Annotated in this window: 12 protein-coding genes and 2 pseudogenes; 6 read left to right on the top strand and 8 right to left on the bottom strand. The window is 69.4% G+C overall.

Annotation, left to right across the window (positions count from 1 at the left end; all coding sequences use genetic code 11):
* Positions 1–71 precede the first annotated feature (71 nt).
* A pseudogene (locus ACWFR4_RS45130) lies at positions 72–336 on the bottom strand (IS5/IS1182 family transposase); the annotation flags it as partial.
* A gap of 137 nt (positions 337–473) precedes the next feature.
* Between ACWFR4_RS45130 and ACWFR4_RS45125 the strand changes: the two are divergent.
* The 4 genes from ACWFR4_RS45125 to ACWFR4_RS45110 all read left to right on the top strand — a co-directional run bounded on the left by ACWFR4_RS45125 (position 474) and on the right by ACWFR4_RS45110 (position 7,634).
* Positions 474–914 (top strand): Lrp/AsnC family transcriptional regulator, encoded by a 441-nt coding sequence (locus ACWFR4_RS45125; RefSeq protein WP_326715418.1) that lies wholly within the window; start codon positions 474–476, stop codon positions 912–914.
* Between the two features lie 52 nt (positions 915–966).
* The gene (locus ACWFR4_RS45120) at positions 967–3,930 is read left to right on the top strand and encodes an aminotransferase (protein WP_453657364.1); all 2,964 of its coding nucleotides are present in this window, start codon (positions 967–969) and stop codon (positions 3,928–3,930) included.
* A 199-nt stretch (positions 3,931–4,129) separates the two neighbouring features.
* Positions 4,130–5,449: a flavin monoamine oxidase family protein gene (locus ACWFR4_RS45115; RefSeq protein WP_453657362.1), complete on the top strand. Its 1,320-nt coding sequence runs from the start codon at positions 4,130–4,132 to the stop codon at positions 5,447–5,449.
* A gap of 1,084 nt (positions 5,450–6,533) precedes the next feature.
* Entirely contained in the window at positions 6,534–7,634 is a 1,101-nt protein-coding gene (locus tag ACWFR4_RS45110) for a PP2C family protein-serine/threonine phosphatase (RefSeq protein WP_453657360.1), read from the top strand.
* Between the two features lie 435 nt (positions 7,635–8,069).
* Here the strand turns inward: ACWFR4_RS45110 and ACWFR4_RS45105 are convergent, their stop codons facing one another.
* Together ACWFR4_RS45105 and ACWFR4_RS45100 are read right to left on the bottom strand one after the other, a co-directional pair.
* Positions 8,070–8,543, bottom strand: coding sequence for a TrmO family methyltransferase domain-containing protein (locus ACWFR4_RS45105; RefSeq protein WP_453657358.1), 474 nt, complete (start codon positions 8,541–8,543; stop codon positions 8,070–8,072).
* 25 nt (positions 8,544–8,568) lie between these two features.
* The gene (locus ACWFR4_RS45100) at positions 8,569–10,737 is read right to left on the bottom strand and encodes a zinc ribbon domain-containing protein (RefSeq protein ID WP_453657356.1); all 2,169 of its coding nucleotides are present in this window, start codon (positions 10,735–10,737) and stop codon (positions 8,569–8,571) included.
* A 1,139-nt stretch (positions 10,738–11,876) separates the two neighbouring features.
* Between ACWFR4_RS45100 and ACWFR4_RS45095 the strand changes: the two genes are divergently transcribed.
* Together ACWFR4_RS45095 and ACWFR4_RS45090 are read left to right on the top strand one after the other, a co-directional pair.
* Entirely contained in the window at positions 11,877–12,875 is a 999-nt protein-coding gene (locus ACWFR4_RS45095; RefSeq protein WP_453657354.1) for a sigma-70 family RNA polymerase sigma factor, read from the top strand.
* Positions 12,876–12,989: 114 nt separating this feature from the next.
* Positions 12,990–14,186, top strand: coding sequence for an NAD(P)/FAD-dependent oxidoreductase (locus tag ACWFR4_RS45090; RefSeq protein WP_453657352.1), 1,197 nt, complete (start codon positions 12,990–12,992; stop codon positions 14,184–14,186).
* A gap of 275 nt (positions 14,187–14,461) precedes the next feature.
* On the opposite strand, the pseudogene ACWFR4_RS45085 reads toward ACWFR4_RS45090, so the two are convergent.
* The 5 genes and pseudogenes from ACWFR4_RS45085 to ACWFR4_RS45065 form a co-directional block, all read right to left on the bottom strand.
* Positions 14,462–14,728: pseudogene (locus ACWFR4_RS45085) on the bottom strand (zinc ribbon domain-containing protein); the annotation flags it as partial.
* Between the two features lie 79 nt (positions 14,729–14,807).
* Complete coding sequence (locus tag ACWFR4_RS45080) at positions 14,808–15,575, bottom strand: hypothetical protein (protein WP_453657350.1); 768 nt, start codon at positions 15,573–15,575, stop codon at positions 14,808–14,810.
* Positions 15,576–15,768: 193 nt separating this feature from the next.
* A complete protein-coding gene (locus tag ACWFR4_RS45075) occupies positions 15,769–17,199 on the bottom strand; it encodes a selenium-binding protein SBP56-related protein (RefSeq protein WP_453657348.1) in 1,431 nt (476 codons plus the stop codon).
* Between the two features lie 1,764 nt (positions 17,200–18,963).
* Positions 18,964–19,113, bottom strand: coding sequence for a hypothetical protein (locus ACWFR4_RS45070; protein WP_453469956.1), 150 nt, complete (start codon positions 19,111–19,113; stop codon positions 18,964–18,966).
* 65 nt (positions 19,114–19,178) lie between these two features.
* On the bottom strand, positions 19,179–19,514 hold the full coding sequence (locus tag ACWFR4_RS45065) for a hypothetical protein (RefSeq protein ID WP_453657346.1): 336 nt from the start codon (positions 19,512–19,514) through the stop codon (positions 19,179–19,181).
* Positions 19,515–19,643 lie beyond the last annotated feature (129 nt).

Below are 19,643 nucleotides of genomic sequence, written 5' to 3'. Positions count from 1 at the left end.
ACCACCACAATGACGGGGCCGGTGAACCCGTCTGATCACAGGGTTCCAGACCCGGTGGTGCTTCAGGTTTCACCGGCCCCGTGAGTCACCATTAGGTGGTGTTTGCTGCCCGTCTTGCCTCGGTCGACAGTGCTTCGTCTGGCCCTGGGGCCCCCTTTAACGCCGGGATGTGGGAGCCGTCGACCGCAACCCGGGAGAAGTCCAGGGCGTTCGCGCCGCGGAGCTCGGCAAGGAGACCTCGTAAAGCCGGGGCCGCATGCCGACCTCGGTCCACTCGCCCAGGCGGCGCCAGCAGGTCATACCCGAGCCGAAGCCGAGTTCCTGCGGCAGGTGTTCTCAGGCGCTCTCGCACGCCCAGCGTCCTCGACACTCGCGATTCGATCGCCAACGGACTTGATTCGAGCGTCACGATCGGACACTGTGCTTGAAACAAGCGCAGTGCCTGCTGCTTAGGGAAGAGTGAGAGGTGCTTCATGGACGACATCGATCGGGCCATCCTGCGGGAGCTGCAGGTCGACGGCCGGATTCCCTATGCAGATCTGGGACCGAAGGTGGGATTGTCGCCCTCGGCTGCGAGGCTCCGGCTGCAGCGGATGATCGACGCCAAAGCCGTCCAGGTCGTCGGGGTGACCGATCCGATGACAATGGGCCAGCAGGCGATGGCGCTCCTGGGGCTGCGTGTCGACGGCGATCCCCGGGCTGTGGCCGATGAGCTGTCCCGGCATGAGGAGGTCGTGTACACGGTCCTGACGTCCGGCGGCTTCGATCTGTTCGCGGAGGTTGTGTGCGCTCAGCCTCGGGATCTTCTGGACTTCATCAACGATGTCGTGCGGCCCGTCGAGGGTGTCGCATCCGTGGAGAACTTCCCCTACTTCGCGATCCACACCCACCGTTTCCTGTGGCACGTCGACTGAGGGCACCGGAGCGTTGCAGCCCAGCCCGCCCGTACGAGCCGAGGAACTCCGCATGTCGCACGACGAGCACCGCACCATCGACTTCTTCACCGAGGACGCCCTTCCCGCACCGCGGGTGACGCCGGCCGACGCCGAGCGCATCGCTGCTCAGCACCTTGAGTTCGACGCACACGCGGAGGCCCTGGGAAGCCAGCAGGACGCCAACTTCCTGCTGCGCGACAAGAACGGGGCGGAAATGGCCGTTCTGAAGATCGCCAACCCGGCCTTCGGCGCTGTGGAGATCGAAGCCCAGGACGCTGCCGCCGACCTGGTCTCCTCGGCGCACCCGGAACTGCGCGTCGCCACCGTCCTGCGGCGTCCTGACGGCTCCCCGCGTCGTACGGCGGTGGACACCGAGAGCGGGCCGGCCGTCGCAAGACTGCTGCGGCGTCTGCCCGGCGGAACGCTCTCGGGACCCCGGCACCTCTCCCCCAGCACCGTGGCGGCCATGGGCACGATCGTCGCAAAAGTCAGCACCGCGCTGCGGGACTTCCGGCACCCGGGCCTCGATCGTGTACTCCAATGGGACCTGCAGTACGCCGACCGCGTCGTCGCCAAGCTCGCGGGGCACATCGGCGAGCCCGAGCGGCGCGCCGCCGTCCGCGCCGCGACCGCCGAAGCGTGGGCACGCATCCAGCAGGTTGCCGATGTACTGCCGTCCCAGGCCGTGCACCTGGACCTCACGGACGACAATCTGATCCGTACGCCCGGCAGTCGGCCCCCCATGCCGGACGGCGTCATCGACTTCGGTGACGTGACCACCAGCTGGGCGGTCGGCGAACTCGCCGTGTCACTGTCCTCGATGCTCCACCACGACGGGGTCGAACCCCACCACGTACTGCCGGCCATCCGCGCCTTCCACACCGTCCGGCCGCTCTCCCCGCAGGAGGCGGAGGCGTTGTGGCCACTCGTGGTCCTGCGCGCCGCCGGCCTGGTCGCCAGCGGGCGTCACCAGGCCGCCGTCGACGGGGACAACGCCTATGCCAAGGCGGCGCTCGACCGCGAGTGGCGCATATTCGAGCAGGCCACCTGCCTGCCCCTTCCGGTGATGATCCACCTCGTCAAGGATGCGACCGGTCTGGCCGGCGTACCCGCTCGGGCCGATTCACCGCCGCAGCCGCTTCTCCGGGACCTCGCCGCCGCCGACATCGTCCTCGTCGACCTGTCCACCGACGCCGATGCCATGGACGACGGAGCCTGGATCGACTCCGGCACCGAAGCCCGGCTGGTGACCACCGCGCTCGCGGACGGCGCGGCCGCAGTCGCCACACGGTATGCCCAGGCGCGACTCACCCAGGCCCCGGCACTGTCAGCCGTTTCTGCAGCCACAGTGCCCACCGGTATCGACCTGTGGCTCGGTCGGGCCACCGTGGCACAGGCTCCCGCTGCGGGCGCGGTCCTCGTGGCGGACTGGGGCCAGGTCGAGATCGCCCACGGCTCACGGGTGCTGACCCTGTCCTTCCCGTCTACGGTGCGACCTCTCCTCTCTGTCGGCGCATCGGTCCAGGCGCGTGAGGACATCGCGCACCTCCCCTCTGGAGCCTCGATCCACGTCGCGCTGCGTGCCGCTGCCGGTCCCGCGGTCCCTGCGCTGGTACGTCCCGAGTACGCCTCAGGCTGGCTGCCGCTCACCACCGACCCCGCACCGCTCCTCGGCCTCGCGGCCACCGGCCTCGCTGAGGGGACGGACCTGCTCGACCGGCGCGACGCCGTGTTCGCGACCGTGCAGGAGCACTACTACGCCAACCCTCCCCGTATCGAGCGTGGTTGGCGCCATCATCTCTTGTCCACCGACGGCCGCGCGTACCTCGACATCGTCAACAACGTCACCCCCTTGGGCCACGCCCATCCCCGCGTCGAGCGGGCGGTCTCCCGGCAGCTGCGACGGCTCAACACCAACTCTCGGTTCCACTACGCCTCAGTGGTGAAGTTCACCGAACGTCTCGCCGGCCTCCTTCCCGAACCTCTGGACACGGTGTTCCTGGTCAACTCCGGTTCCGAGGCGGTGGATCTGGGCCTCCGGCTGGCCATCGGCGCCTCCGGACAGCACGATGTCGTCGCACTGCGCGAGGCATACCACGGCTGGACGTACGCCTCCGACGCGGTCTCCACCTCGCTCCAGGACAACCCCAACGCCCTGGCCACCCGCCCCAGCTGGGTCCACACCGTGGACTCGCCCAACTCCTACCGCGGTCGGCACCGCGGCGCCGACGCCATGCGCTACGGGCCCGAAGCCGCCGCCTTCATCGACGAACTGGCCGCCGCGGGCCGCCCGGCAGGAGCGTTCATCGGCGAGACCTTCTACGGCAACGCCGGAGGAGTCGCCCTTCCCGACGGCTACCTCACGCAGGTGTACGCGGCGGTGCGCCGTCACGGCGGCCTCGCCGTCGCCGACGAGGTCCAAGTCGGTTACGGCCGCCTGGGGAACTGGTTCTGGGGCTTCGAACAGCAGGAGGTCATCCCCGACATCGTCTGTGTGGCCAAGGCAATGGGCAACGGGCACCCCCTCGGTGCCGTCATCACCTCCAAGACGGTCGCCGAACGCTACCGCGAGCAGGGCTACTTCTTCTCCTCCACCGGCGGCAGTCCGGTCTCCAGCATCGTCGGCCTCACCGTCCTGGACACCCTGCGCGACGAGGACCTCCAGGGCAACGCGGTCCGCGTCGGCGGCCATCTGAAGCGCCGGATGGAGGCACTAGCCGACCGCTACGGCATCATCGGTGCCGTCCACGGCTCGGGCCTCTACCTCGGCCTCGAACTCGTCAGGGGCCGCACCACCCTGGAACCGGCCACCGAAGAGACCGCCGAGCTCTGCAACCGCATGCTCGACCTCGGCGTCATCGTCCAGCCCACCGGAGACCACCTCAACATCCTCAAGATCAAGCCGCCGCTGTGCATCGACACCACCGCCGCCGACTTCTTCGCCGACATGCTCGACCTGGCCCTCAACCAACTCGGCCACGGCCACACCTGGTGACACCGGGCTCGGCGTCGGCGCTTCGCGATTCGGCGCCGAGGTGAAGCTCGATCTGCCGGCCGGCCACCGCACCGCCCTCGACCCCGTACGCCGCACACCGCCGCCTTTTTGGCCCAAGCCAACCGCACCGTCGACGGCACGCCTGCCTCCGACGCCCGACATGCAGATCCGACCTTGAGGTCCCTGGAGAAGAGAGAAGATGATGGACACGATCGTCGTCGGCGCGGGAATCGCCGGCATCACCGCAGCTCGACTGCTTCACGCCGCAGGACAACGTGTGGTCGTGCTTGAGGCGCGGGACCGTGTCGGTGGGCGGATCTGGACGGACCGCACAGCAGGGTTCTCCGTCGACCGCGGCGCCTCATGGATCCATGGCCTCACCGGCAACCCACTCACGGAACTTGTCACCGCGCTCGAGATGGAGACACACGAGTTCACAGTCGGGAGCTTCCAGGCCGGCGGGCGGCCCATCGCCGACTACGACGAATCGCGGCGCCTGCTGGACGACGACGCAACGCGGCAATGGACCATCGACGTCGACACGGCAGATGACCTTTTCCAGCTGACCGTCGCGGCGTCCGGCCCCGACGAGAGCTATGCCACAGCGGCCGAACGCGCCCTCGCCGCAACCGGCTGGGAACCCGAACGCGCCGAACGGGTCCGCGCGTTCTATCGGCATCGCACGGAGGAACAATGCGGCGCAGAGATCGAACAGGTCGCCGCTCACGCCCTCGACGAGGACACCATCGAAGGTGACGAAGTGATCTTCCCGGGTGGCTACGACGCTCTTCCCCGGGCACTCGTGGAAGGCCTCGACGTGCGTTTGGGCATGACCGTGACCGCCATCACCAGGTCGGCCACAGGGGTACGAGTCGACACGGAGGAAAAGTCTTTCGACGCCGCCCACGTGATCGTCACAGTCCCGTTGGGCGTGCTCAAAGCAGGGACGATCGAGTTCACCCCCGCTCTGCCCGAAGCCGTAGCGGGACCGATCACTCGACTCGGAATGGGCGTGTTCAACAAAGTCTTCCTTCAGTTTCCAGACCGGTTCTGGCAGGACAATGTCTACGTAATCCGGCAGCACGGCCGGGCCGGCGTCCCCTGGCATTCCTGGTACGACGTCTCCGCTGTAAGCGGCAAGCCGATGCTGCTGACCTTCGCCGGCGGTGCTTGGGGGCGGGAGATCGAGCAGAAGACCGATGAAGAGGTGGTCTCGTCGGTGCTCAGGTCCCTCCGCGAGATCTACGGCGACTCCGTCCCCGAGCCCGTGGCGCACTGGATCACACGCTGGGGCGCCGACCCTCTCGCCCTCGGCTCGTACTCCTACGTCGCCGTCGGCTCCTCGCACGACGATCACGATGCGATGGCAGGACCTGTCGACGGCGTTCTCCACTTCGCGGGAGAAGCAACCTGGGGGCGCGAACCGGCTACCGTCCACGGCGCGCTCCACTCAGGGCACCGCGCGGCCGAGCGAATCCTCGGTTCTCCGATCTCCCCGGCCGAGCTCACACGGGGGTGAACCCTTCGAGGTAACGCAGCCAAATCCAGCGGTGCAGCGGAGCTTCGCCATCCGGCACTCAGCACGCCGCAGCTGGGCTAGGTACTCTGACCTTGGAATTTGGTGGCGCTTCGCGCTTCGGCGCCGGGGTGATGTTCGACCTGCTCGCCGACGAACGCGCCGCCTCGACCTCGTACGCCGCGCACCGCTGCCCTTCCCGCCCGAGCCCGTCCGCTCGATCGGCATCGGCATCGGCATCGGCATCGGCATCGGCCAACACTCCCTCGCCCGACGTGATTTGCGAGGTCAGGGGCCATGTCGCGGGTGGGGCGCAGCGCGAGGCGTGTCGTGGACGGCCGCCGGCTCACCCGTCGCAGGACGCTGGCCGCCGCACTCGGCCTGCTCGGCACCGCCCTGCTGTGCGTAGCCGAAGCCGCCCACGCCGCCGACGGCACCAGCCGCACCTCCATGGCCGGCACGCTGCTCGGCATCGGCCTCGGGGGGCCGGCGTTCACCGGAGGCCGGCGAGTCTGCGGATCGCCGTGGCCAGTTCCGCGATGCCCTGTTCCTTCAACTCGACGACTTCAGCGCGCAGAGCCACGCGCGCGGCAGCGGCGACGGCCGAAGGCCGATTCGCCTCGCAGTTGGTGCCGGTTCCTGGCCCGCACGCAGCCGAGCCCGAGGCATGAGTTTGAGGCCGGCGAATGATCCGCCGTCGGCAACTCATCCTCGATGTGGGGGAAGCGGTCATGCCCACAACGTGGATCAGCACGCGATGGAGCGCGCGATGCCGAATCCCACGTCGTCACCGTGGGCTGAGCCGGCCCAGGAGCACCCCCTGAGCCCGGTGGGCGTTGCGCCGGAGGGAACCCCTTGCGCCAGAAGCCCATCTAGGAGGCATGGGACCTGCTGCCCGGGTCGGTGATGGTCGACTCCGGCGGCAGCGGCGCGGAGCTCTGGGTCTACCAGCGGCCCTCCGCCGCCCGGCACCACCGGCTCCGGCCGATGAGCGTCGGCGCCCGGCGCGGACAACAGGCCTCAGCTGGCTGATACAGCCACGCGTGCCGGGGCGGTGGGGCGGGTGGTGTGGTTCTACAGTGCGCAGGTGTCCTTGGAATCCTCTTCGCCGGGTGGGCGGCTGTCTGTGTGGAACCGCGGGTGGGTGTGGTGGCTGCCGTTCGCGGCGGTGGGCCTGGACTTGATCTCGGAGGCCGCCCTGGGCGGGCGTGAGCCGGTCAGTTTCCTGCTCACGGGCGTTCCCCCGCTGGTCGCCGCGACGCGCGGGCCCAGGGGCACCGCTGTTTCGGTGGTGGTGTGTCTAGGACTGCAGATGCTGATGGCGTGGCGACGTCCGGGCCACTTCGACGAGCAGCACCATGTGGCGCTGTATGTGGCGACATTCCTCATCGGCGTGGTCAGCATCCTGCTCTCTGTGCAGCGGGAGCGCGCGCAGAGGCATCTGATCCGGGCGAATTCGGTGGCGGAGGCCTTGCAGCGGACCCTGCTGCGGCCCGTACCGCCCCGGATCGGGCATGTGCGCGCCGCCGCCTACTACACAGCCGGGGAGGGAGGCACGCTGGTCGGTGGTGATCTCTACGACGTGTGTGAGACGCCGTTCGGAGTACGGGCGATCATCGGCGACGTGCGGGGCAAGGGACTGGACGCGGTGCAGGCGGTGGCCGCGGTCCTGGGGGGTTTCCGGGTGTCCGCGCACGAATGGAAAGATCTCCCCCTCCTGGCGGACCGGCTGGAGCTGAGCATCGACCGCAACGTGACACGCAGAACGGTCGGCGACCCCGAGCTGTTCGTGACCGCACTGGTCCTGGAACTCGACCAGGACACCGTACGCATCATGGACCGCGGCCACCCGCCCCCGATCGCCGTCGGCCCCCACGGCGCCCGCATCCTGGCGACAGCCCCCGCACTCCCCCTCGGACTCAAGGAGCTCTCTCCCGTCCCGGGGCTGACGACCTTGCACAGGCTGCCGCCCGGCGAAGTCCTCGTCCTCTACACGGACGGCATCAGCGAGGCCCGCAACTGCAACGGCGACTTCTACCCCGTCCTGGAACGGCTCACCGAACACTTCCGCGGCACACAAAGGACGGATCCGGAGGCGGTCGTGGCGTTCCTGGAGACCGACACCAGGAACTGGTCGGCCACCTCCGAGGGAGACGACCAGGCCGTACTCGCCCTGGCCCTCATCTAAAACGGCAAGGCCGCACACCACACTTCCTCTCGCGGCCATCGCCGTCTTCTTCTGACCGCCACACCGGTTTCCTGTTCCCTCTGAGCACGGGCCCGCACGATGCGGCGCTGAACCCGCCCGCCCGGCTTCCGCCTGAGTCACGCCGTCATGGCTGCCCTGTCCGAAGGGTTCGTAGCCACGGTGGCGGTCCTGGCGGAGAGCGGGCATCGAGGTGAACTGGCAGTCAGCGCTCTCCGCGCCGGCGGGCAGGACCAGGGCGCCGGGAGCACGGCTGCGCCACCTCACAGCCCCACAGCCCCACAGCCCCACAGCTAATCTCCTCTGCCTGCGGAGATGGGGTGTGAGACTCACAACCTGCCGGCTTCCGGCGGGCTCCAGGCGCCCGTTCGCGCTCGTGGCAGCGCGCACTGAGCCTCACGCCCTCGCAAGGCGCTGTCAGGAGTTGTCCGTCCAGTAGTCGGCCAGCATCTCGCCAGGCCAGGCCGGTTCGTGGACCGTCCCGCGTGGCCCCATCTCGGTGAAGTACGGCGACAGGTCGTAAATCTTCGTGCCCACCACCGCATCCAGATCGGTCACCCTCAAGCTGAGTCCATCGACCTTGAGCAGTCGGGGAAAGCTCTGTGCCAGTTGGTTGGGGCGTCGGTGGTTGCGATGGGCGAACGTGCCCGTAGCCGGCCACTGGGTGTTCCCGCGCGGGCTTCGGGCGCGGTACTCGACATCACTAGGCGAGGCCTGGTCGAAGTGCCACACCACAACCAGGTGCGAGAACTCCGCAAGGCCCTGTACGGAGTCGAGGGGAAACTCGGCCTCATCGAGCTGGATCACCGACTCGACGCCACCCCAGTAGTCATCAGCGACCTCCATGCGGCCTTCGACCACTTCCCCGATCGGCTTGATCTCCAAAGCCATGCCCCAGCCCTTCGAACCAGCGTCTCTAGAACTCTGTGTGTGCCTGGGGTTTCCGGGCTTTTCGGGCGCGGCGTGGCCGTGTGCGGTTGCCGTCCGGTGGTCCGATCCTCGGGGTGAGGGGGTGGACTTGGGTGGCGTGCAGGTGGTGGAAGCCGGTCCGCTCGGCGGCGCGGGTGCGTCGTCGACAGGTTCTGCGTGAGAGCCGCCTGGGTCCGGGGGGAAGAAGGTCTTCTCCCTGGGCGTGGGCGGGTACTCCATGACCTGGCACCGGCCCGGAGGGGGCTGGTGTCGTGGTGTCATGCCCCGCCGGACGCTGGACCATCCCGGTGGGGGTGGTGGCGGGGACCGTACGCACATCGGGCATACGGCGGGAAGTCTTCGAGCCCGGGACCTGCCCCGGGTCGGCGTGCCGGGGGTCTCGGCCCTGAGGGCCGGTGGGCCTGCCGGGGGTGGGGCGCCCCTTGCCCGGAGTGGTCTTGGTTTTCGGGCCGTTGGGGCGGGGCGGTGCCTGCTCGGCCTGGCGTTGGCGGCGCAGGCGGCGGGTGGTCTTCTCCGGACGGCGGACTTGGGTCACGGTGCCGTCCACGGTGGTGCGGATGGTGCGGATGGTGCGGATGGTGCGGGTGGTGCGGGTGGTGCGGTCGGTGGTGGTGTGGGCTTGGGCGAGCAGGCCGCGGGAGACGATCCGGCGGGCGGCGGCATGGTCACGGTCCATCGACAGCCCGCACCGGGTGCAGTGCGCCCATTTCCAGCCGCGTTCGGTCAGCCGGTCGGGGCCGGGGTGGTGGGTGAACTTGCCGAGGCAGCCGGGGCACAGCCTGGAGGTGCCGCGGGCCGGGACGGTGACCACCGCGATACCCGCCCGCGCACCGAGATGCCGGATCGCGTCGGCGACGGTGCCGCGGACCTGTCCGGACAGGCGGGCGTTGCCGCGCCGGTGGCCGCGGGCTTCCAGGGTGGTGAGGTCTTCGAGGTAGAGGACGCTCGCGCCGAGCGCTGCCGCCTGGTCGATGGCCCAGCGGGCGGCCGCCCAGGCCAGCGCGTGGTTCAGGTGCCGGATCCGGGCGCACACCCGCCCGTGCTCGACCTCCAGCACCCGCGCCCTGTCGAGGTGTTCGCCCCAGCGACGGTGCGGGGAGCCGAGCCCGTCCGCCAGCGCCCGGTGGTGATCGCGTTTGGCGGCGAGGTGCTCGCGCACGCCGCGCAGCCGGTGCAGGGCGGCACTGATCGTGGTGGCGTCGAAGACCAGAGGCCGCCCGTCGGTGAGAACCCGCCGGTTCCGTCCTGTGCCGGTGAGGCGGCCGAGGACGCCGGTGAGCAGGGTGTTGACGCCCCAGTCGAAGCCGAGTGCCACGGTATGCCCGCTCGCCTTGACGGGCGGGGCGGGCCGGGAGTGCGGCAGATCCACCGCGATCCGGCCCTGTGGGGTGGGGCGCAGGGCCGGGGTGTGCAGCACCGCGTCCACGGGGACAGTGCCGGGCAGCCGGATGTCGATCACGTGCCAGGCCCAGTCCCGGCCCGTGGCGGGGACAGCATTCATTGGGAGCTTGACCCGTAGCCGGGCGGTGGTCTCATCCACCCGCTGAAGGCTGACCTGCTGGCGGTCCATCGCCGCCAGGAGCACCTGCGAAGCCACCTGCGGCGGGCCCTCCAAGGCGCACAAGCCGGTGGGCAGGCACCCGTGCTCGGCCAGGTAGGCGCGGATCTGCCGGGTGCGGTTGCGGATCTCGGCACCGCTCACCCCGGCGGGCAGCAGCCCCCGCAGCGCCGCCCCCTCCGCCTCACTGCGCCGCCGCGGATCGGCGGGCCAGCTGGCCAGGACCGCGGTCACGATACTGCGCCGGTGCAGGGCCAGCCGCAGCGTCCTGGCCGCGTACTCCTCCGCCCCCCGCCGCACCCGGTCCGACACATACACCCCCGCCACAGGTGTGACGGTCTGTGGCCAGTCGAGGCGGCGCAGCGCCATCCACCCCTTGGACGGCAGCGCCTCGCTCCGCTCGTCCACCCCGGCGGCCAGCACGTCCAGCGAGGCCTCGTCCCACCGGGACACCACCAGAGCACCCGTCAGCTCCCGGCTCAACTCGGCCAGAAAACCCACCCGTTCGAACAGCAAGCCCTGCCCGACCCGGTCACCACTGCCCTCCACCACGCCACGGAAGGCGGTGCAGGTGGCCGTCGCCATCAACTGAGCCACCCCCGTTTCCCCGCACGATCCCGGTCAGTCCCCCGCAGCGGCCACCCCCGGGCACCCGACGCTCCGTTCGGCCTAACGAACGACCATCACACAAGGACACGGCCTCACCACGTCCCGTCGATCCACCCGAGGCCCCCAACCCCGAGCGGCACCGCAGCGCACGGGAGAACCACGACCGCCGACATCCCACGACGCAGAGAAGGAGGAACACTCCCACTCAAAACCAGTGGAAACCGTTACGAGATAGGTTGAAAAGGGTGGCAGATTCCAAGGAACCGTCCCGATGACGCGAAGCAGCATCAACCAGCCTGCTTAAGCCAAACCCGCAACAGTTGAAGACCCTGACCTGCGGTCAGCGCAAGGCTGCGCGGCGAGACCGGTTGTGCAGCAGTCGAGCAGTGCGACGCGGAGCACGAGCGGCTGGCCGGCCAGCGGCTCAACTCCCCCGGCTTCGTCGAGAGGTACCACCAGGCGGTTGAGGACTACCAAGACCAGTTGGCCGCGAAGCGTCTGCGCAAGGAGGACGCGAGGCGGCGCGAGGTGCTCAAGGCCGTCTCCTGACGGTGCGCTTCATGTGGCGCGGACGGGCCCCGGCAGCGTGCTGGGGCCCATCTGTGTTCCCTGGAGCGACGCCGTGGGCGCCCTTGACGGGGCGACTCGGGAAATCGCCGAGGTAGGCCCGAGAGCCGTCAGTTGATCTCCGGTGCTCTCTACGGGCGGCCGTACGCGCCTCGCCGGCAGGCGCGCTCGTCTCTCGGATCTCGCCGGTCTCGCTGCCTGCCGCTTCGAGCTCGTCGCCGTGGGTCAGGGTCAGTCCACACAAGGGGCAGGAGAACGACTCGGCGAGCCAGACAACGACTGCCTGGTCGGGGTGCGGACAGTCGATGGGTGCCCCTCCGCATTGACTGGGGCATGAGCAGTCCTCGGCGGTGAGATCGCCGAACACGTCGCCGTTGAATCCACAGGCCGGGCAGGGTCGCCGCCACCGGTGACTGCCGTCCGGTGCCGGGCTGCTCCAGCGTTGTCCGGCGTCGTTGATCTCCTCCATGGCCCAGAGGATGGGCCGATCAGGGTGTGCGGCGCGGGCCTCGAACAGTCCGGCGATGACGCTCGACGAAATCAGTAGTTAGGATCCTGGCATGGCCCTGACCCTGAGTGACGTGGACCGGTTCGAGGCGGCCAGGCCCCGTCTCGAGGCCATCGCCTACCGCATGCTCGGCTCGGCGAGCGAGGCGGAGGACGCCGCACAGGAGACCTATCTGCGCTGGCAGGCCGCCGATGTCGAGCGCATCGAGGTGCCCGAGGCCTGGCTGACGAAGGTGCTCACCAACCTCTGCCTCAACCAGCTCACTTCGGCCCGTGCGCGCCGCGAGGAATACGTCGGCCAGTGGCTGCCCGAACCGCTGCTCGACGGGGACCCGATGCTGGGCCCGGCTCAGACGGCCGAGCAGCGCGAGTCGGTGTCGTACGCCGTGCTGGTCCTTTTGGAGCGGCTCTCGCCCAACGAGCGTGCGGTGTACGTGCTGCGCGAGGCGTTCGCCTACTCCCACCGGGAGATTGCCGCGATCCTGGACCTCAGCGAGGCGGCCAGCCAGCAGATCTTCCATCGCGCGAAGAAGCATGTGGCGCAGGCGGCTTCGGGCGGGGGTGCTGCTGACGGGGCGGCTTCGGGCAGGGCTGCCGGCGGGGCACTGGCCGAGATCGACGAGGCGGCCGCGCGCCGTGTCGTCGAGGAGTTCCTGGCTGCGGCGACCAGTGGTGAGACCGGGCCGTTGATCAGGCTGCTCACCTCGGACGCCATCGCGGTCGGCGACGGTGGCGGGAAGGTGCCGGCCCGGGCCAGCGCCTTCGAGGGCGCACTCGCGGTGGCGAAGTTCCTGCGCGGGCTGTTCAAGCCGGCCCAGGCCAAGCGGGATCTGGTGGGCGGCTCGCCCGACCTCTACGCCGCCACCGCCAACGGCGGCCCCGCGGTCGTCGCGGTGATCGGCGGGCGTGTCTTCGGCATCATGTGCCTGGAGCGGACGCGGGAGGGCATCGTCGCGGTCCGCAGCCAGGTCAACCCGGACAAGCTGGAGCGCGCGACGCAGCGGTGGGCCGCGGGCGATTTCGGTACTCCGGTCCTGGCCGAAGCCCTCTGAACCGTCATGTGACTCAGGTCACACTCCTGTTCTGTCAGGAATCCGCGGGCTGCCCGGTTCAAGGGGCGTGACCGGGCCACAAGGCGCCGGACCCGCGCAGACAGGAGCCAAGAAATGCAGCACCGCATCATCGTCCTCGGCGCCGGCTACAGCGGAGCGATCGCGGCCGGCCGGCTCGCCAAGCGGCTGCGCCGCCAGGACGTCGCCATCACCCTCGTCAACGCCGAACCCGATTTCGTCGAGCGGGTCCGGATGCACCAGCTGGCCGTGGGCCAGGAGCTGACGTCGCGCCCGCTGCGCGAGATGTTCGAGGGCACGGGGGTCGAGCTGAAGCTCGCGAAGGCCACGTCGATCGACGTGGACCGCAAGACGGTCGCTGTAAAGAGCGCCGACGGCCCGGAACAACTGTCGTACGACACCCTCGTCTACGCCCTGGGCAGCGGATGGAACGCGGGCGGCGTCCCGGGCGTCGCCGAGCACGGCCACCAGATCGCGGGCCGCCCCGGCGCGCTCCGGCTGCGCGAGCGCCTGGCCCAGCTCGCCGGGGGCGAGACGGTCCTCGTCGTGGGTGGCGGCCTGACCGGACTGGAGTTCGCCACGGAGGTGGCCGAGGCCCGCCCAGACCTCGACGTCGCGCTCGCCGCGCGCGGCGAACTGGGCGACTGGCTCTCCCCGAAGGGCCGCACGCACCTGCGCAAGGTCACCGACGGGCTCGGCATCACGGTGTACGAGAACGCGCCGGTGACCGGGGTCGAGGCGGACCGGGTCACGACCGCGGACGGCCGGTCCCTTGCGGCCGCTGTCACCGTCTGGACCACGGGCTTCGCGGTCCACCCGCTGGCGAAGGCCACCAGCCTCGAGCTCGCGGACACCGGCCGAATCGTGGTCGACGCGACGATGCGCTCGCTCTCGCACCCGCACGTGTACGCGATCGGCGACGCCGCTCACGCCCTGGGCGCCGGCGACAAGCCACTGCGTATGTCCTGCGCCTCGGGCGCCCCCATGGCATGGCGGGCCGCGGACTCCATCGCGGCCCGCCTCAGTGGCGGCACGCCGGCGAGCTCCCCGCTGCGCTACTTCAACCAGTGCATCTCGCTCGGCCGCAAGGAAGGGCTGATCCAGTTCGTCACCGCCGACGACCGCTCCGTGGACCGCACCCTGGCCGGCCGCTTCGCGGTCCGCTACAAGGAGTTGGTCTGCAAGGGCGCAGCCTGGGGTGTCGCCAACCCGACACTGGGCATTCCGGTACGACGACGGCGGGTGGTGGCCGACCACGATGCGCCGGAGGAGACGGTACGGGCAGCAGCCTGAAACACGCACCACCTTGCGCACAAAACGGAAGACCCCGGACCGCTCCGAGGTCTTCCGCCTGCACCCGACCACGCGGGCAGCCTGTACACAGGTGAGGGGAGCAACGGCGTGGACTTCCTGTTCACATGCGGACGATGCGGCAAAGAGAACGCCCTGTCCCCTGCGCCTGCGTTGCCCGCACCTGAGCTCCCAGGAGCTGCACGGGGAAACGGAAGGGTCCGCCTGTCATGCACCGGCATCAGGCGGGCGGGCGCCGCTTCGTCGTGCCGTCGCCGACGTCGGCTGTGGGCCGGCGGCCTCGCAGCACTTACACGATCAGCACCAGCCGGGTTGAGACCAGCCCGGACCAGCATCACGCGGGCAGAGTTCTTGTCTCTGGGCGAGACGGCTCCGCACATGGTGCCGCTGTAGGTACGTTCTGAGAGAGGTAGTGCGTGCTTGGTTCTCGCTCCGCACAGTGCGCAGTCCATGGTGGTGTGCGCGGGATGGACAAGATGCAGCTCACGGCCGTGCTTGCGGGCGATGTGGATCAGGGCCTGCTCGCGGGCCGAAGGCAGAGAGTCGCACGGCTGTGCCCGCCGGTTCCCGCGGCTTTCATCGCCCTCGTGTGACAGGTCGTGTTCAGCGGTTGACTGTCCCGACAAGGACGAAGAGCGCGGTGAGGACGGCCGCGAGAGTCATCGCCATCGCAGCCGGGATCCCGAGAACTCGCCGGTCCGCGGGCCGCTGCTGATGGGCGAGTGTGAGCGCCACCCACGCCGCCTGCGCGAGTACGCCGCCGACGAAGGCGAGCAGCAGCGCCATGATGCCGTCCGGGATGGGCGAAGCGCTCGCCACGAAGGCTCCGGCGACCGGGCTCAAGCAGGCCAGCGAGATCCACAAAGCCACGCGCCGCCTCGGTTGCGCTCCCAGCAGAGCGGCCAGCGCCAGGCCCTCGCTGGCCGCGTGCATGAGGAGCGCCGCCACCACGGCGACCGAGGCGGTCAGTGCCAGGGTCGACCCCTCCAGGAAGCGGTGCAGAGCGAGCGCTGATGTCGCGCCGACGCCGCCCGCGCGACCTGGCTTGCACGGGCAGCCGATACGGACCACGGCACCCATCACCCCGTACGAGGCGAGCGCGGTGACCGGCACCGCCCACAGCGGCAGGCCGGCCTCATGGGCCTCGTCCCACGCGTCGGGCAGAAGATCGAGAACCGCGATGATCAGCAATATCCCTGACGCGGAGGCCAGCAAAAGCGCCGAGCGGCCGGATCCGCGCCGTGCCAGCCAGGCGCCCACCACAGTGGCCACAGCCACCAGCACCACGGCCACCAGCGTTTCGGTGGAGGGCAGCTGCCACCCGGTTGCGTCGATCGTGTGCGCGCCTGCTGCGCAGAGCACGAAGGACATGTCCGCTCCCTCCGAGGGTGGCGGGCTTACGTGCGCAGTGCCCGGGCGAACCGGCTCCGTCGGATGTGCTCGGATGCGACCCGCCGCTGCGCCGATATGCGCCGCCACATCCTCGGCGCACTTCGCACATAGCGTCCCCCGAGCCGAGTCGGAACAACACGACCTTCAGCAGGCTCTCGCAAAGCACAAGCGGTCAGCTGCGGTAGCAGTACGAATCCGAGGAGGCGTCGCCGCCTTGCAGGCGCGTCTGGTGCACGTGCAAGCCCAGGAAGTCCGGGCCGTGCGGGTAGAAGCGGCTGTCGGCGCAGAGCCCGCCGTGCGAGGTGTCGGCGTCGAGTTTGACCATCCACGGGTCGATGCCTGCGGGATAGAACTGCGCGTCCCAGGTGCTGTACAAGGAGTTCGTCAGGTACACGCGCCGCCCATCGCGGCTGAGCTCGACCATCTGCGCTCCGCCGGTCAGTGGAGTGTCCGGCTCGGCGGGATGCGGCTGTCGGCTGACGATGCCGCCAAGACGCACGGCCGCGGTCTGTCTCGGATGGAACGGGTCGCTCACGTCGTATTGGTGCAGATCGCCGGTTCCCCATGTGGATACGTACAGCCATTGGTCGTCCACCGACAGGTCGATGTCGGTGATAAGTGGGGGAACGGCGCCGAACGGCTGCAGCGCCGGCGGCAGGTCCTGCGTCTGCGCGGGCTCGGCAGGGATGGTGATCACCTTGCGGACCACGAAGTCCTCGCCCTCCCGGTTCCACAGCCACACCGACGCCGACAGGTCCTCGACGTTGACCACGGCGTGTGCGAACCCCCACGTTGCCTCGGGGTCGTGCGCGGGACGCAGCTCCAGCACCATCTGGTTCTCGTCCCCCAGATCGACGCGCTGCAGATGCCGGCCGGAGTCCAGCTCCCAAAAGTGCAGCGCGTGGCCGTACTGGCGATCCAGCAGCAGTTCGGGGACGAGGCCGTCCTCGTACATCGAGGGGGTGCCCCACTCGCTGGTCACGGCGATGTTCTGGCGCAGATGCCACCAGAGGTCGTAGGCCAACCGCTGCGGTCCGCGCTCACTCTCCCAGGCGCGCAGCACTTCGAAACTTTCATGGTCCAGCAGCGCGACGCCGCCAGGCCCGTCCGCACCGTCCGCACCGCCCAGGCAGGACAGGAACACCCCGTCGGGACCGCAGTGGAGTGTGTGCGGACGTGAATATCCGGCCTTGGTGGCCAACTCCTCGGACCCGACCACCTTGACCAGGCGCGGGCGGGCGGGATCGGGGCCGGTGTCAAAGACGTGCAGCCGGGAGGAGCGCAGTCCCGGGATGATGAGGTAGCGCCGCGCAGCGTGATGATGACCGGCATGGGCCAGCGCGCTCGAGCAGGCGTTCCAGCCGAAATGATGCAGTTCGTTGCCCAGGCCGGGCAGCTCCGCGTGGGAGATCACGCGGCCGTATTCGGGGGATTCGGGGTCGGTGCCGACGGTGAACAACGCGTCCGCGCGCTGTGCGGTCGGGTCGAAACCGACGACATAGGCGAGCTTCTCCGGGGGCGCGGCGACGGCATCCGCCGGAGTGCGGTACAAGGTGGGGTCACTGTGATCGTCGCGGTCGTGAGCGTGCTCAGTCGCCCTCATAGCTGTTCCTTACTCCCGAACGGGAGCCTGGATCCGGGGGACTTACGACAGGCAGCCGGACTCAACCGTTCGAGATCGATGTGCCGACGCGGGACAGATATGCCATAAAATGAGCGTTTCACAGTCCCGGAGCCCTGCCAAACCGACAGCGCGGCGGCGCGGACCGCCTCAACGCGCGGCTCGCTCCCGGCACACCCGAAAGCGACGGCGCCGAGCGGACACGGGCCTTCCGGCCGCCTTGCCCGTTGCCCCTGCCAGATGCCGCTCGCCGATCCAGCCTGATCGACCAGACTGGACCTGGCGGGCCCGGCAGCGACAAGCCAGTAGAAGATCCGGCGATCGTGTGCCGCTGCTTGCGGGGCACGTCGAGATCCGCCCGCAGTAACCCTCGATCACCGACGCCCGAGCCCCCGCACCCTCGTGCCGCCACGGCGATCACACCGGATCGCCGCGCGCAGCTCGGCCGTCGGGATCTGCGTGACCCGGATCTTCCACCACGAGCATCCCGATGCTCCCCGGGCAAGAACTCCAGCGCCTTTGCCCCTCCCCTCCCCCGCCCGGACACGGGCGCGGGGCGGGGCAGTCGCAGGTGCGGACAGGGCGACCCTCCACACGACCGCTCGTAGCTCGACCGGAGGTTGAGAGATCACTCAAGTGTCCGTCCAGGCTCCACTGCGATGGCGGCATTCCCTTAACTCATCCAGACCCCCAAGGACTGCGCCACAAGCCGGGGCTTCACCGGACAACGACCACCACGCCCCACCGGCCAGGACGCAGCCGGCGCTATACGGGCACAGACGTCGCACCAGCCGTTCGACGACCGTTGAGGAGAACACAACCGCGGGTGGCGTCCGGGTACCCAGAAGGACCAGACGCCGGACCCAGCACACCCCCCACCCTCGTGGCCGAGCCCGCCCTGCCCACCTTGAACACCCCGCCCATGGCACCAGGCGGGACAGCCACACATACGCAGGCCACCCACCATCACCCACACGTCCCCAAAAAACACGGCCCGTCACCTTCGAAACGAAGACGCTGACCCGCACACAAGCCTTCACATCCCAGACCGATGACAAGCGCGGCCGTGTGAGGGCGGCAGGGAACGCTGACACCAGCTCACGAGGTGACCACCCCTCACCACCCCCAAGACCGGCACCAGTCGGCCGCCCAGCAGCCATACACACCACGGGGCAGCTCGAAACTGCTCCAGCTGGGCACCCGTGACAGCTACACGCCGACAGCCCTGCACGGCCGCGGCGCACAGGTGGAACGCTCCGCTGCGGTGGTGTAGAGGCGTGGCCGGTGTAGTGGAGGACCTCAGGGAGGGGTCAGACCTTCAGGTCGCCGAATACGTAGTACGGCGGGGTGGGGGCGTGGGCCGCAATGAAGAGGAGACGGGCGTTGACGGGGCCGGTGCTGGACATGCGTTCCTCGCGGCTGTCAGGTCGGGGAACTGCCGCAGCGCGGTGCGGTTCGGCGCAAGCCGTCCTGCACGGCGGGCGGATAGCCGCCCTACCCCCACAAGTGAACGTTCCAGCCACGCGCCCGCACAGCGGCTGCCACCCGCCGCCCATGCGCGTCGCCCACTGCCTTGCGGTCCTGGCGCTGCGTCACCATGGTGGAGTCGGCCTGCGCGCCGCCCGTTGGTGACGCCGCCGTTCAGACCTGGTGTCCCGGACGCCTTTTGCATCACGGCCCAGGATGCCTTGTGATCCGCCGCAGCCAGCCCTCAACCTCACAGCGGTTGAGGCGGTTTCGCGGCCACTACTGCTCGATAAAGCCACCCGAATCGATGCCAACCGTGGTGTCTGTGCCATCGGTGTGCATGCGCACCAGAGTGCAGGAGTCGAACAGCCGGAAGTCGTAGTCCGGCAGTTCGAGACGAACGGCCAGCCTCCTGAGCGCCTCAGGCATGAAGTGCCCCGATCCACCGGGCGGGGCGGTTCGTCAGTGCAGCCCAGGGGTGGCCGTCGTGGAGATCAAGGTGTGGAACTGTACTGCGTGTCCAGGACACCGACCCACGATTCCCAGCGTTTGACGCTGATCTCGAGCCAGACGTGGTTACTCCCCTTCGTGAGTCCCTTGTAGCGGCCGTCGCTGTATTTCTTCAGGCCACAGCCGTGCAGGGTCTCGGCGAGCGCTCGGGTCGCCTCGGTCGCCTGGGCGGTGTTGGCGTAGGTGGCCACGCGGTACCGGGCCACCGCGTCACCCTTGCCGTGGTACGTGCTGGTGGTCTGCTCTTCGGGGGCCTTGACAGTGGGTCCGTCATCGCAGACGCCGTTCAACCCGGCCTGCGGCAACGGGCTGGTATCCATGATGTCTCGATCGTCAGGCTCCCTGACGCCCCATTTCAGCGTGCTCTTGCGAGGAACCCCGGGGGTTCACCCCCGGGAGGAATCGCATCCTGTGGTGGCGATGCGCAGCATCGCCGCGGCAACGGGCGC

The sequence above is a fragment of the Streptomyces sp. NPDC055140 genome (assembly GCF_053607285.1).
The sequence above is the reverse complement of the archived record's forward strand: the minus strand, read 5'-3'. Positions and strand labels throughout refer to the sequence as shown.

Bases quoted from the DNA above. Each gene is read 5' to 3' on its own strand.
- ACWFR4_RS45115 (WP_453657362.1), top strand. From the start codon at position 4,130: ATGATGGACACGATCGTCGTCGGCGCGGGAATCGCCGGCATCACCGCA.
- ACWFR4_RS45090 (WP_453657352.1), top strand. From the start codon at position 12,990: ATGCAGCACCGCATCATCGTCCTCGGCGCCGGCTACAGCGGAGCGATC.
- ACWFR4_RS45105 (WP_453657358.1), bottom strand. From the start codon at position 8,543: ATGGCTTTGGAGATCAAGCCGATCGGGGAAGTGGTCGAAGGCCGCATG.
- ACWFR4_RS45075 (WP_453657348.1), bottom strand. From the start codon at position 17,199: ATGAGGGCGACTGAGCACGCTCACGACCGCGACGATCACAGTGACCCC.
- ACWFR4_RS45095 (WP_453657354.1), top strand. From the start codon at position 11,877: ATGGCCCTGACCCTGAGTGACGTGGACCGGTTCGAGGCGGCCAGGCCC.
- ACWFR4_RS45070 (WP_453469956.1), bottom strand. From the start codon at position 19,113: ATGCCTGAGGCGCTCAGGAGGCTGGCCGTTCGTCTCGAACTGCCGGAC.
- ACWFR4_RS45120 (WP_453657364.1), top strand. From the start codon at position 967: ATGTCGCACGACGAGCACCGCACCATCGACTTCTTCACCGAGGACGCC.
- ACWFR4_RS45065 (WP_453657346.1), bottom strand. From the start codon at position 19,514: ATGGATACCAGCCCGTTGCCGCAGGCCGGGTTGAACGGCGTCTGCGAT.
- ACWFR4_RS45080 (WP_453657350.1), bottom strand. From the start codon at position 15,575: ATGTCCTTCGTGCTCTGCGCAGCAGGCGCGCACACGATCGACGCAACC.
- ACWFR4_RS45125 (WP_326715418.1), top strand. From the start codon at position 474: ATGGACGACATCGATCGGGCCATCCTGCGGGAGCTGCAGGTCGACGGC.